Below are 13,057 nucleotides of genomic sequence, written 5' to 3' on the forward strand. Positions count from 1 at the left end.
GATGCCGCCGGAGGCGTAGACCGGGATGGTGCCGCCCTGCACCTTGTAGCCGATCAGCTTGCCGCCGGCCTTGACCTCGATCCGCACGGTCCGGTCGTTGATCTTCTTGGTTGCCTTGTTGATCGCCTCGGGCATGGTGACATAGCGCTGGATCAGCCGGTCGATCGCAGTCTTGGACAGCCCGGACTTCTCCAGCACGCCACGCAGCCGCTCGATATGCCGCGCGAACGTCGTGTTGGCCCTGTCGACGCTGCCGGTCTGCTTGCGGACCTTGTCGGCGTGGTCGGCGGCGGAGCGGATCGCGTCGATGAGCAGGCGGTTGTTCTCCCGACCGGCCTTGTTCGAGATGTTGATCTTCCCGGTGCGGGCGTCGAGCCGCAGGCTGTTCTTGCCCAGGGCCGACGACAGCTCGTCCATGCTGTCGCGGAACCCGATGGCCGCCATGTCGACGTCCCCGGTCATCGCCTTGAACCCGGCCAGCTTGCTGGTCAGGGTCCCGACCTTGCCTGCCGCTCGGCCTGCGGAGGTTTCGACGTCGGTCATGCTGCCCGCGACCTCGGACGCTCCGGCGGCGACCTTCGGTGAGGCCGCGGTGAGGCGCTGGTACTGCTCTCGGGCGTTGGCCAGTTCGGCGTTGCTGCCGCCTACCGCGTTCTTCACCAGCAGGGCGCCGCCGGTGAGCTGCTTCTGTGCCACGGAGAAGGTGCCGAGCCGGCCGCCGGTGATCTGGACGTTGGTGGCGTGCGTCTGGAGCTGGGAGTTGACCTGGCCCAGGGCGTCGGTCTCGCCGAGCGCCGCCCGGGTCACCATGTCCAGGCGGATGCCGAGTTGCTGGGCGGCCTTATAGACGCCTTCGGTCTCCAGCCGGTTCTTGACGTTGGAGATCGCGTTGTCGTCCAGGGCGCCCTTGTTCTTCACCAGGGAATCGGTGAGGTCAGCCACCCGGCGCTCGGCCTCGTCGTTACGGGTGGCGAACAGCCCAAGCGCGGCGACGGCGCCGCCGAGCGCCATACCCCACGGGCCGGCCAGCACACCGGTCACCGAGCCGAGAAGGCTCCGCGTCCGCGACGCCCCCGCCCCCAGGGCGGCCATCGGCCCACCGGCGTCGGCAACCTTGTCGCGCATCTGGCGTACGCCGTCGGCGGCGTGCAGCCCGGCTGAGGCCAGGGCCCCGAACTTGCCGGCCAGTGGGCCCACGATCAGGGCCAGGGCCAACCCCTGTGTGACGACGCCGCGCAGCGGCTCAGGCAAGGAGGTGAGGATGTTGGCCACCAGGCCGAGTGGCCCGGCGACCAGCGGCAGCACCGCTCCCAGGTCGGCGGCGACCTCACGCACCAAGCCCAGGGCGTTAGCGATCTCCTCTTGACCCTGGGCTGTCTTGGTCCAGGCGGCGAACCGCGCGGTGAGGCGTTCCACCGTGTCCAGGACTCCTTCACCGGAGTCCTCCATCTGGCCGAACACGCCGAGCACACCGACGCCGATGTTCTTGGTGATCCGGCCGAGGCTGGCCAGCGTGTCCCCGGCCCGGTCGACGACCCGGTCCAGCTTGGCCGCGCCCTCCGCAGAGGTCAGGAATCCCGCCGCCGACTTCGCGCCGTTCGCCGCCCACTGAGACATGCGTTCAGCCAGCGGCAGACCCGCCACCGTCAACTGTGTGACGCTGGCCAGCGCCGGGCGGACGGCGCCGCCGAGGGTGGTCATGATGCGCGAGGTCGACGCGAACGTCTTGTTCACCGCGCCCCGGGCCATGGGTGTTGCGGCGAACCGCAACGCCTCCCGGGTGCCGAAGTTGAAGCTCCCGGCCACGTCCAGCATCCCGGTGCGGATCCCCGGCAACAGGTTGGTGGCCACCGGGCGCATGTCCTTGGCCACGCCAGCGAACAAGCGGTCCTGCACGGCCCGCTGGATAGGGTCGAACGCGCCCTTCCACCGGGACGCCTCCCGGGCGAAGCCGCGCGCGGCTGGTGACAGCTTGGCGAGGGCTTCGTCCAAGGCGGCCAGGTCGTCGTTCGCCAGCGCCTCAACGGCGTCGGAGACCCCGATCAGCCCGACTTTCAGCGTCCCGGCGGCCACCTTGGTAGCCGCCATCGCCGCAGGCATCGCGGCCACGGCCGGCGCGGCGGGCAGCAGCGCCCCGACCAGGGCAGTGGCGCTGCCCGTCAGCGCCGCGAGGCCGCCAGCCACCGCACCGGTGCGGCCGATCTTCCCTAGCTTGGCGTCGATTTGTGCGAGCGCCTTATCGGCCTTCTTGAGGCCCTTCTCGTCGAAGTCGACGCCGAGGACGATGCGGAGGTTACGCAGCAGGCCAGCCACCAGCATCCCCCTCGGTGTGGAGTGGGCGCCCGGCCCAGTTCGGCAGGAAGTCCTCGATGGCGAACTCCCGCGTCTTGGGCGGGCGGAACGCGTTGGCGAGTTGCTGGGCGATCAGCGCCGCCGCCCGGTCGACCCGTGCCTCTACGCCGATCGGCCCGTACAGGTGCTCGTACGCTTCCCACTCGGCGAGCGTCCGGCCTGAGACCTGCTGGAGCATCTGGGAAACCGGCATCCCGAACGCGAGAGCTAGTCGGTGGTATCGGGCTCGCTCGGGCCTGCGCCGAAATCCTCGACCAGCTCCTTGATGTCGTCCTCGCCCAGCCCCGACAGGCGCATCGCGACCGGGGTGAGCTGGGTGAGCAGGTACCCGGGCATCTGGGAGACGCGCAGAACCTCATGGGGCTCGAAGTACGGGGCCCCTTCGGCGGTGATCGCGGACCTGACGATGAGCTGGGCCATGGTGTGCTTGGACTGGCGGCGGTGGTTGCCCACCTGCTCGGTCACCTGGTCCTGCCACTCGTTGACCTGCTCGCCGGTCAGCCCCCGCAGCCGCATCGTGCCCAGCGCGCTGCCGTCGGGGCGACGCAGCGGCACGTCCTCCTCGGGGCAGCGGACCTGCCACAGGGCGTCCTTGCTGATCAGTTCCACGGTTCTCCTACGCAGGGATGGTGACGTTGGTGGCGGGCTCGGACGTGATGGCGAAGCTGATGACCACCATGGGGACGCCGTCCATCTCGAACTCCTTGGAGTGCGAGGCGACCGTGCTGGGGAACACGTCGAACAACCGGCCGGGGATGTCCTGGGCGTCGAACCGGAACATGAACCCCTCCGACAGCTCCGGCAGCAACTGCCGGGCGTCGACCCCCGCCTTGTTCAGGTAGCAGGTCAGCGAGGAGTCCGCCGCCTCGATACCGCCCGGGACCTTGCCGGTGTACCGGTCGTTCGGGTTCGGGATGTCGATGAAGTTCGCGGTCTTGGACCAGCCGTCCCAGCTATTGACGATCTGGGTGACGTCGGTGCCGAGGTTGATCTCCGCACGCGCGGGGGCGGTCTTGAGCGCCACGGCCGGCGCCCACACCCACTTGATGTTGCCCTTGGTGTAGTACGGCGTGAACGGCGTGATCGGCGTGGCAGCCATCACTCAGCCCCCTCTTCCTTGCTGCTGGCGCGCCGACGCGCCGTCGGCTTGTCGGTGTCAGCCCCGGGCTGATGCTCCAGGGCCTGCGTCTTGGCGGGTTCGCCCGATGGGGGTGCGTCCGGCTCGGCGGCATCTGCCGCGGCCTCGTCGTCGACCAGTTCCCATCCGGCGCGGGCGTGGTGGTGCTCGAACGCCACCCGGGGCACGGGCACCACCCGCTTGCCGCCGTCGATGTCCGGGTGGGTCATCTCCACCATCTCCAGGTCCAGCTCTTCCATGGCTCTGCTCCTAGGTGGCCGCGCCGGCGATGATGACGTCGTAGGTCACCGTGGTCCCGGCACCGGAGTTGACGAAGTCGATGAGGTCGCCCGTGCTTGGGGTGACGACGACACCAGCCGCGGTGGGGGCGTGCCAAACGAACATCCCGCCGGGCTGCACCGCGATGCCATCGCCGGCGGCGAGCAGCCACGGGACGCCGTTGGAGGCCGGGCGGGTGGCGTTGACGTTGTTGGTGTTGCCAGCCACCGCGCGGACGACCAGCATCTTGATCCGGGCGAACGTCAACGCGGCACCGAACGGGCCCGTGAGCCCGCCGGCGAGGTCGAGGCTGTCGGTCGCCGAGGCAGCGATGGTGCGCCGGTCCCCGAAGACCATGTCGGCCTGCCCGGCGCCCGCGCCCTGGGCGAAGTTCATCTGCTGGGACAAGCCGGTCGGCGACGACACGGTGGACAGGTCAAGCGGGCTGGTCAGCTCAGACTCAAGCTGAAAGAACGCCCGCAGGCTGAAGGCCATCAAGGTTCCTTTCGATCATCATTTGAAGCCGTGCTTGCGGGCGGCCACATCGACCGCCGCCGCGATATCGGAGTCCACCTGGGAGAGCTGCGCGCGGGCCGCCGGCCACAGGAACGGGCGGGTCTTCTGCCGCACCCAGCGCCGCCGGTTACCGAACAGCGGGTGCCGGAAGAACCCCGGGGCCCCGAGGTTCTCCAGCGCTCGGGCGTGCGGCGCCCGGGCTGCGTTGACCGTGAGGGCGATCCCGGGGCGGCGCTTGGCGAACGACACGCTGAGCTTGGTGGCCTTGGGGATGCGGGTGGACCACGAGGCGTTCGCCCGTGCCTGGGTCAGCGCCTCTTGCCCAGCCTTGCGCAGCACCGGACGCAGTTCCTTGCGCATGTCGTCGGGCAGCTTGCCCAAGCTGCGGATGAGGCTGCGCAGGTCATCGGTACCGGTGCGGGGCTGGGCCATCACGGCTTCCAGGCGTCCACGGCGATCGTGAACCGCACGCCGGCCGACGCGCCGCGGTCGGTCTGCCCCTGGGCGTAGGAGTCGGTGGTGATCTGCGCCCGCGCGACGACGTCGCCGAGCGTCGGGTCGGCGGCCAGCTCGGCGGCGAACGCCGACAGCATCGCGTACACCTGATCCCGCGCCGCTTTGATGTCCACCTCATGTCCGGGCCAGGCCCAGGCGCCGCACGTCACCGTGTACGACTCGTGCTCGGGGGTGGTGGTGGCCTGGTCGCGGGTGCGGACCATCTCCACGACCGGCTCGTCCGGGTCGGCGCCGTAGCCGATGCACATCAGCTTGTCGGCGATGTCCTCCACCGGGTCACCGTCGACCACCTGCACCCCGGGCAGTGCCCTGCGGGCCGCGGCCACCAGTGCGTCCAGCGCAATCGGGACGGTGGAGATGACGTTCATTTCAGCCCACCAAGATTTCGTCTCGCGGTCGTTTGTCCAGGCCGAGAAGTTGCCGCACCGTGTACGGCAGGGCGTACGACACCCCGGGGATCACCTGCTCGTCCACGACCAGCCCCGGGCGTCCGCCGCCGGAGTTGTGCTGGGTGGTGCGCCACAGGTGCGCCGTCAGCTCCAGTGCGGCCAGGCGGAAGTTCGCCGGGATAGGAGACCGACCAGCGAGGTAGGTGACCCGCACCCGGTGGCGCCACCGGGAGGTGCTCAGGACGCCCTCCAGGACGCCTTCACGGCTGGTCAACGTCCACCCATCGTCACCTGGGAGCAGCGGCTCCAGGCCGGGCAGGCGCAGCACGCTGGACACGCTGATGACCGGACGCGTCGGCAGCACCGCCACGCCCCGGCATGCCGTCACCTCGTGCACGACGGTGACCGGGGCCACCGCCCCCATTCGGTCGGTGATCATCTGGCAGGCCGCGGCGATGATCCCGCGCAGCTTGGCCTCATCGGCAGCCGAGCTGTTCTTCAGATGGGCTCGCGCGTCGGCGAGGCTGATGAACACACCGTCGTCGGCGGCGACCACCTCGAACACGTCGCCGAAGGCACTGGCGTTCGCACCGGTTGCGACCATGCGCCACCGGTGGCGACCCACCTGCGCAGCCGGGTAGTCGACGTCGTACACCCCGGGTGTCGTCGAGACGATCGGCCCCTGAGTGTCGATGGTGCCGTCCGGGCGGGTGACGGTGAGCATGACCTGCCCGGCGTCCTCCGGCTGCCCGTTCTCGTTGGTAATGGCGATCGACAGGGGAACGACGTCCCCCAGGTCCCACGACATCAGCGGCCTCCCATCGTCGCGCCCGCGCGCACTCGCGACGCCATCGCTGGCGCCGGCCGGAAGCGGGGGCTTATCGCCCCTCGGGACGTCTCGGGTACGGAGTCGGCCGGTCCGCCCACCAGTGCGGGCAGGGTCGCTGCGAGGATGCCGGTCACGCGCACGGTCGCGACCCCGGCGCTCGTGAGCGCAGGCAGGACGGCGGCCAGCGTGCCGCTGCTCGGGACGACCTCCGCCGTGCCCGTCCCCGTCAGCGCCGGCAAGGTCGCCGCGGCGGCGGCGGTCACGGTGACCGTGGCAAAGCCCTGCCCGGTGAGCGCGGGCAGGGTCGCTGCGAGGAACCCGCCGTCGGACTCCACCACGGCGGTTCCGGCTGCGGTGAGGGCCGGGAGTTGGGCGGTGAGCGTCCCGGCAACCGACACGCTCGCAGCGCCGTCGCCGGTCAGCGCGGGCAGCACTGCGGCAGCGGACCCGAGGACGGTAACGGTGCCGGTGCCCTCGGCAGTGAGAGGCGGCAGCGTGGCTGCGGCCTGGGCGGTGACGGCGACTGTGCCGCTTGCCTGCCCGGTCAGCGGAGGCAGCGTGGCGGCCCCGGATCCTGAGACGGCGACGACCGCTGACGCCGAGCCGGTCAGCCCCGGCAGGGTTGCAGCCGCCGTGCCCGTCACCGCGACGGACGCGGACCCCACCCCGGTGAGTGCGGGCAGCGTCGCGGCGAGGTCACCCGTGATCGTCTCGGCCAGGCCGGTCCACGTCGTGGTCTGCGTGACCCGCACGGTGCCGTCGGCGGACCGGCCCTCGTACAGCAGCTCGATCGCGTCGCCTGTGTCGGTGACCTCGAACCAGCCGTACTGGTTGACCGCGACGTCGTTGGACGCGGGGTAGCGTCCCGCCGAGTAGGTGCCGTTGCCCAGGTAGCTGGTCTGGTCCAGCGGGCCGCACACGTGCACCGGGAGTCCGGAGGCCGCCCCGACGGCGGGAACGTTGCTCCCGTCGTCGGCGGCCACCATGTGCAGGTCGGCGCACACGTACGCCACGCGCTCACCTGCGATGGCCGCGAGGATCGTCGCGCGCTCAGTCGAGTACGCCGACCAGGTGTCGTCCCCCGTGAACGTCGACCCGTTGCTGATCGCGTCCTCGTGCGCCCAGATCTTGACCGGGTAGTCCGGGTCGGTCAGCTCGGTGATCAGCCAGGTCCGTTGCGTGGTCCCGAGCTTGGTCTTCGAGCTGTTGTCGGTCGCGGCGATCGGGGAGGCGAAGCTCCTGCCGTCGGTGCAGACGAACTTCACCCGGCCACGAACGAAGCTGAAGTAGGTGCCGGTGGTGCTCGGCATGTCGGCATGCGCCGGGACCCTGGAGCGGTAGACGGCGTTCGCGGCCGGGATGCTGGCGGCGGTGCCGTCGCCGTTGTCGCCCGTGGCGTCGTGGTCGCTCCAGATGTACGGGGTCGGCACAGTGCCGAACAGGGCGCGCTGCCGGGGCGAGGCCATCACCCGGTCGTAGGCCGCGTGGTAGGCCGTCTCGTTGTTCGTCGAGATGTCCTGGTAGTGCAAATCCCCGAGATGGATCATGAAGTCGGGGTTGGCCGTCACGATGGCGTCGAACACCGCGGCGTTGCTGTTGGTGGCCGCGCACGCCGCCGCGATGAACTGGAACGACGCCTCGCTGCCCGGGGTCGGCGCGGTTCGGAAGGACCCGGCCGAGTCCGGGTCTATGGTCCCGTCGACCTCGACCGCGTAGTAGTACTGCGTCCCGGCGGTGAGTCCCGTGGCGGTCATACGCACGGTGCCGTCGGAGTCCGGGCTCTGCGAGCTGGAGTACGACGGGCTGGTCAGTGACGGGGAGGTGGACACCACCAGCCGGGCCGACGCCCCGCCGAGGATGCGCGCGGCGACGCTGGCCGAGGTGTCCGTCACCGCGCCCAGCCACCTGGATGCGACCCAGCCGACCTGTCCGAACGGCGGCGGCGACCCGTCGGTGACGTGCGCCTGCAACCAGCAGCTTTGCGAGGCAGCCGAGATGGTGTCACCGATGTAGACCTGGTCGACCTGCGTCTGCCGCAAGTTCTGCGCGGTGAACACCGACGTCGACTCGGTCGGGGTGCTCGACGCGGGGTTGTTGTACAGCTTGACCTGTAAGACCCCCGCCGAGGCGTGCGGCGTGAACAGGCAGTCGATCCGTACCCAGGTGTTCAGGCTGATCGCGTTGGTGGTCTCCAGGATCTGTGTGCCGGCGCTGTTGAGCGCGCGGATTCGGCCCGCGCTCGACACCCGGAACTCGCAGATCCGCTGCAATGAGCTGTTCGCGACGAACACGATGCTGCTCGTCGGCGTGAACGCCGTCTGGTACAGCCACACCGTGGCGACCTGGGCGGCTCCGGACGCCGGCCGGTACATCGACTCCCAGCGCACCCAGGCGTTGGCCGCCGCGCCGGTGGTGAGCCGCATGGAGGCGTTGCCGTGGTAGGCGCGGGTGGTGTCCCAGGTGAGCGTGGCGCCGGAGCCGATGGTGACCGAGTCCACCGGCACGCCCGCTTTACGCCCGGTGTTGGTGGTGGTGACGGTGGCCCCGTTGGTGCCACCGTCACCGAGCACCGCCGCGCGCGCTACCACCTCAGATCAGCCTGCGGGCACGGTGACGGTCAGGCTCTCCAGTCGCAGCTCGACGCCGGTCGAGACGGTCGTGGTGTTGAGCTGCACCTCACCACCACCCCCAGTCGCCGTCGCCGAGCCGTCCAGCACGGTGGCACCTGTGGAGTCCTTGGCGCGCCACCACCCGGCCGTGCCGTTCGCGGCACCGGTCGTGGTCCGCGGCACGCTCGCCGCTGTCGCCACACCAGTGCTCGCCGAACCGAACGCCGGGTCCGCCAGGGTGAACGTCGCCAGAAGCGTGCCGCTGGCGGCGTCATTGGCCGACGCAGGCTGAGACCCCGACCGGACCTCCAGCGTCGCCGCGCCCGACCCCGCGTCCAGCAGGTCGACCACGGCGTCCGCCGCGGCGTTCCGCGCCGCCGTGGGGAGACGGATCGCCATCAGACGCCCTTGTTCGCCGGCTTGTCGGCCGCCTTGTTCGCCGGCCTGCGCGCCGCCTTCTCCTCGCCGGCGGGCCCCTCGCTACGGGGGAGCTTCCCCTCGTCGCGCGGGGCGATGTCGTCGCCGACGGTGTAAGCGAGGGTGGCGGCGTCCGGGTCGCCTTCGGCCACCAGGCGGTCGTCGTTGGTGCGCCACAGGCGCTGGTCAGCACGCACGATTCCTCCTAGTCGGCCATCGGGACGTAGAACAGCACGACATCGATGACGCCCGCGGTCAGGGCGGCCGTGGCCACCGTCGCCTGCACCTTGCGGGCTGCGGTCGTCTTGACCGTGGTGGCGCCGGTCCAGGCCGGCACCACCGACTTACGGCCGGTGGTCGACCACGGGGCACCGGAGATGGCCGCCGCGGCGATGATGTCGCCGGCGCCCTCGACCTTGACCGCGATCGTCGCCGAGCCGCCCGAGGTCGGAACGACGTCGACCTCGACGAACCCGCCGAGGATCACCGCCCCAGACGGGATGACGGCGGTCTTCGTCAGGTCGATGTCGCCGACCGCGCCACCGTCCACCGCGAAGTCGTAACGGCCGCGGACGACCTGCACGCTGCCCGAGGGGTATCCACCCGTGTACGGCATGTTCAGCCCCTCTCAGATGCCGGTGACGGTCGCGAACGCGGCCGGCCGGTAGATGACGAAAGCGACCCGCACATCAGCGCGGATGGCCTGCTTTCCGTGAGTGAAGAACTCCCCGTGGCTGTTGCTGATCTGCACGTCGATGCCACGACGGGTGGCCAGCTCGGAGTAGTTCTGGAAGTCGCCGACCACGGCGGTGCCCTCGGTCAGGCCGAACGCCTCGACCACCGGCAGACCCCAGATACGGGCCGGACCCGGCTCGGACGGCGACCCCCAAATGTAAATGCCATCCGTGGTGCGCAGCAGGCGGACCTCCTGCCAATCCATCGGATTCCACACCGTGACGTTCGGCATGGCCAGCGCGTTGACCTTGACCTTCGTCATCGCCTTATAGACCGCGTCCGGAGTCGGGTCGCCGCCCTTGGCCTGGGTCTGGATGCCCTGCACGTTGAGCAGGCCCCGCAGGTTGGTGCCCGAGCCGGTGCCGATCAGGATCTGGCTGTCCAGGCGCTGGCGGACCATGAAGGGGAGACGGTTGTTGATGTAACCGCGGACCCGGGGGACGTCTTCGAGCTCCTCGTCGGTGACCGGGATCCAGGTGCCGATCTTCCGGACCGGTGCCTGCTTCTCCTCCAGGCCGAGCGCTGACTCGGGGTAGGGCCCGCCCTCGGGGATCTCGGCCGCGTTGTTCACGAACGTGGTCTCCTCCATGTACGTCACCGCGGTCTGCGACGTGGAGGTCTGCGGGATCAGGTCGATGAGCTGGATCGGCCGGGTGATGAAGTCGACGATCCGGGGGCCGCGGGTCGTCTCCGGGGTCCACCCGGTGACGGTGTCCAGCAGCGCCTTCAGCTCCATGTCCAGGTGAGCCTCGGGGCCGTTGCTGCCCTGCCGGCCCTTGAAGGCGGCGGAGTCGGTGAACAGCTCACCGAACGACTTGGTCTTGCCGCCGGGCTTGCCGCGCTCGTCGCCGGCCTCGCCGCGCGGCTGGCCCTTCTGGGCGTGCTCCCGGGACTTCTGCGCGGCGCCAGCGAGCTGGAGCTTCTCCTCGACGTCCTTGGCCAGGTCGTCGATCTCCGCGTTCTTGGTGCGAATCCAGTCCACCTTGGACTTGGAGTCACCGTCGATGACGGTGACCTTGTTCATGTCCATTTCGGCGCCGGCCTGCTCGAAGACCTCGTGCAGTGCCTTGCGGGCGTGGTCGAGCTTGCCCTGCGCCTCTTCGAGCGCAGGGAACGTCATCGTCATGCTGCCTTCTCCTTGGCGTGCTTGCGGGCGACCATGCGCAGCCATTCGCGCTCCAGGTCGCTGGTGTCGACGTCCGGCTCGGGGTCTGCCAGCAGGTCGGCGTAGCGCTTCAGCTCCGCGTTGACCTGCTCGATCAGTTCGGCGCTCTCGGCGCCGAGTCCCTTGCCTTTCTCAAGCCGCTTCGCCAAGACGTCCGCGGCACGATCACCAAGGCCGGACACGGCGGCCAAGACCGCACGTGCCTCCTCGGCGAAACTCATGGGGGCGCTCTTGGCGCCCAATGTGCGAGTCCCCACACCCGCGCCGAGCAGCACAGGGGAGACCTCGTGGACCTTCAGACCTTCTAGGAATCGGGCCCGCTTACCCTCGAACTCGCCGCGGGACTCCTTCGTCACGTCGTAGCCGTAGGACCACTGGCCAAGCTCGCCGAGGCGCTGCACCGTCTTGAAGGTGTCCGCGCCGTGCTGGGTGTCGAGGAAGAACTGGGCCTCAAGGATCGCCTCGGTCTTCGTGGTCCGGATCCGGCCCTTGCCCGGCGGCAGCGCGCCCGACCAGCTCGTGTGCCCGTATGCCGAGATGGGCATTTCGGCGCCGTCCTCGAACGCGCCCGGCAGCGTCACGTCGCCGTCGCTGTCCTTGACGTTGAACGTGCTGAAGATCGCGGTGACCTCGCCCTTGTCGGCGTCCTTGATCTCGACGCGGAGGCTCTTCGTGTTCATTTCTTCCCCTGCTCCTCGTGCACCTGGGACGACGTCAGCAGGTCCAGCGACGTCAGGATGATCGCGAGCCACGACAGGCCCAAGATGAAAGGCGGCTCCTCGCGGGCGACAGTGAGCGCCGACACCGGCCACCCGACTAGCGACCCGCACAGCAGAGCCCACGCGCCGATGACGCGAAGACGACGGCCCATCACCGGTCCTCGGCGGGCGGCGCGGTGTGCGGCGTACCGGGCGGCTGGAGTTGTACCGACACCAGTCCGGTGTGCACGAGAAGGTTTTCGTCCTCAGCGGCGACCGCGGCTTTCGCAGAGTCAGCGGTGAAGCCTTCCCGGACCGCACTGTTGATCGTCTCCATGCGGACCTGGAAGATATCGGCGGCGTCCCGGGCGTCCTCGTGCAGGAACGGAATGTCGCGGGCGTCGTACCAAAGCTCCGCATCCTTGGGGACGTCTACGAGGGTGGCCAGCGACCCGGCGGCGTTGCGCCACAGCGGGCGCATCGTGGCGTCCACGAACCGGCGCTTCGCGGCGCTGTAGTTGCCGGCGTTGAGGCTTGATCCCGCGAGGCCTTCGCTGAATCCGGCGATGACCGGCGGCACCCCGGCGGCCGACGCCAACCGGGTTTCCCCGCCACCTTGAACGGCTTTGAAGTCGAGTTGCCGCAGGTCAAAGGTGAGGGGTGTGATATCCGCCCCGCCGCCCAGATACATCGTCCGGAAACTATTGTCGACGCCTGCGTGCCCCTCCTCCATGATCGCCCTGAAGCGCTTGAACTTCTCGGGCTCCATGTTCGCGTCCACTCGGACCACGAACCGGGGCGACGCCGCGTTCTCGAAGAACTTCAGTTTGTGCGTGGTCGCCGCCGTGTCGGCGGACACCTCGCGCAGCAGGGGCGTCAGCCACGACATGCCCCGGAAGTGCGCCTCGGGGTCGGGGATGGGCGCGAAATGGGCCACCTGCGACGGCAGCAGGAAGATGTCGCCGTCCGAGCCGAGGGCCTGCGGGCTGTACATGTAGCCCAGCACCTCGACGTCCAACGGGAGGTAACCGGCCGGCATGTCGCCGTCGGGTTCGCTACGCGACCCCAGCACGATGGTCACCCGGTCGGGGCGCATCCGGCGTATCCGGCCTGCGTGGTAGGTGAGCCAGCCATTGCCCGCGAGGTCGGCGTCCTGCAACATCCGGGCGAGCATGTCGCCGGTCGTCCCACCCGGCCACGGGTTCTCCAACCGCTCCAGGGTGGATTCGCCGAACAGGTCCCCGGGTCGGCCATTGCGGTAACGGCGGAACTGGAACCGGGCCTCGGAGAACACCTTGGCTCGGACGTCCATCAGCGAGAACACCGGGCCCGACCGCTTGTAGATGCCAGCGGCGTAGCCCTCGAAATCGTTCTCGATCCGCTCCTGATCCTGACGGCCCGACGAGCTGATCAGGGGGAAACGCAGCCGTTCCAT

At 69.7% G+C, this 13,057-nt stretch carries 16 protein-coding genes; all 16 read right to left on the reverse strand.

Features of this window, described 5'->3' with window-relative positions; genetic code table 11:
- Positions 1-2,293 precede the first annotated feature (2,293 nt).
- Genes PYR91_RS28140 through PYR91_RS28215 form a run of 16 tightly spaced genes read right to left on the reverse strand, consistent with a single transcriptional unit; the run spans position 2,294 to position 13,057 of the window.
- Positions 2,294-2,545 (reverse strand): hypothetical protein, encoded by a 252-nt coding sequence (locus PYR91_RS28140; protein ID WP_279784541.1) that lies wholly within the window; start codon positions 2,543-2,545, stop codon positions 2,294-2,296.
- Between the two features lie 14 nt (positions 2,546-2,559).
- Positions 2,560-2,961, reverse strand: a complete 402-nt coding sequence (locus PYR91_RS28145) for a hypothetical protein (RefSeq protein ID WP_279784543.1) — start codon at positions 2,959-2,961, stop codon at positions 2,560-2,562.
- A gap of 7 nt (positions 2,962-2,968) precedes the next feature.
- A complete protein-coding gene (locus tag PYR91_RS28150; protein ID WP_279784544.1) occupies positions 2,969-3,451 on the reverse strand; it encodes a hypothetical protein in 483 nt (160 codons plus the stop codon).
- Positions 3,451-3,729, reverse strand: coding sequence for a hypothetical protein (locus tag PYR91_RS28155; protein ID WP_279784546.1), 279 nt, complete (start codon positions 3,727-3,729; stop codon positions 3,451-3,453). The genes PYR91_RS28150 and PYR91_RS28155 overlap by 1 nt, the downstream gene beginning before the upstream one ends.
- Before the next feature lie 10 nt (positions 3,730-3,739).
- Positions 3,740-4,243 carry a hypothetical protein gene (locus tag PYR91_RS28160; protein ID WP_279784548.1) on the reverse strand — a complete coding sequence of 168 codons (504 nt, stop codon included), beginning with the start codon at positions 4,241-4,243 and terminating at the stop codon, positions 3,740-3,742.
- Between the two features lie 18 nt (positions 4,244-4,261).
- The gene (locus PYR91_RS28165; RefSeq protein WP_279784549.1) at positions 4,262-4,696 is read right to left on the reverse strand and encodes an HK97 gp10 family phage protein; all 435 of its coding nucleotides are present in this window, start codon (positions 4,694-4,696) and stop codon (positions 4,262-4,264) included.
- Positions 4,696-5,148, reverse strand: coding sequence for a hypothetical protein (locus PYR91_RS28170; protein WP_279784551.1), 453 nt, complete (start codon positions 5,146-5,148; stop codon positions 4,696-4,698). Before PYR91_RS28170 ends, PYR91_RS28165 begins: the two co-directional genes overlap by 1 nt.
- 1 nt (position 5,149) lies before the next feature.
- On the reverse strand, positions 5,150-5,977 hold the full coding sequence (locus PYR91_RS28175; protein ID WP_279784553.1) for a hypothetical protein: 828 nt from the start codon (positions 5,975-5,977) through the stop codon (positions 5,150-5,152).
- Entirely contained in the window at positions 5,977-8,586 is a 2,610-nt protein-coding gene (locus PYR91_RS28180) for an alkaline phosphatase D family protein (protein ID WP_279784555.1), read from the reverse strand. The genes PYR91_RS28175 and PYR91_RS28180 overlap by 1 nt, the downstream gene beginning before the upstream one ends.
- A gap of 6 nt (positions 8,587-8,592) precedes the next feature.
- A complete protein-coding gene (locus tag PYR91_RS28185) occupies positions 8,593-9,006 on the reverse strand; it encodes a hypothetical protein (RefSeq protein WP_279784557.1) in 414 nt (137 codons plus the stop codon).
- Positions 9,006-9,221 carry a hypothetical protein gene (locus PYR91_RS28190; RefSeq protein ID WP_279784558.1) on the reverse strand — a complete coding sequence of 72 codons (216 nt, stop codon included), beginning with the start codon at positions 9,219-9,221 and terminating at the stop codon, positions 9,006-9,008. The genes PYR91_RS28185 and PYR91_RS28190 overlap by 1 nt, the downstream gene beginning before the upstream one ends.
- An 8-nt stretch (positions 9,222-9,229) precedes the next feature.
- Entirely contained in the window at positions 9,230-9,640 is a 411-nt protein-coding gene (locus tag PYR91_RS28195; RefSeq protein ID WP_279784559.1) for a hypothetical protein, read from the reverse strand.
- A 12-nt stretch (positions 9,641-9,652) separates the two neighbouring features.
- Complete coding sequence (locus PYR91_RS28200; RefSeq protein ID WP_279784561.1) at positions 9,653-10,885, reverse strand: phage major capsid protein; 1,233 nt, start codon at positions 10,883-10,885, stop codon at positions 9,653-9,655.
- The gene (locus tag PYR91_RS28205) at positions 10,882-11,604 is read right to left on the reverse strand and encodes an HK97 family phage prohead protease (protein ID WP_279784563.1); all 723 of its coding nucleotides are present in this window, start codon (positions 11,602-11,604) and stop codon (positions 10,882-10,884) included. Before PYR91_RS28205 ends, PYR91_RS28200 begins: the two co-directional genes overlap by 4 nt.
- Positions 11,601-11,795 carry a hypothetical protein gene (locus tag PYR91_RS28210; protein ID WP_279784565.1) on the reverse strand — a complete coding sequence of 65 codons (195 nt, stop codon included), beginning with the start codon at positions 11,793-11,795 and terminating at the stop codon, positions 11,601-11,603. Before PYR91_RS28210 ends, PYR91_RS28205 begins: the two co-directional genes overlap by 4 nt.
- Entirely contained in the window at positions 11,795-13,057 is a 1,263-nt protein-coding gene (locus PYR91_RS28215) for a phage portal protein (protein WP_279784567.1), read from the reverse strand. Before PYR91_RS28215 ends, PYR91_RS28210 begins: the two co-directional genes overlap by 1 nt.

It is taken from the genome of Sphaerisporangium sp. TRM90804, from assembly GCF_029846175.1.
Lineage (GTDB): Bacteria > Actinomycetota > Actinomycetes > Streptosporangiales > Streptosporangiaceae > Sphaerisporangium.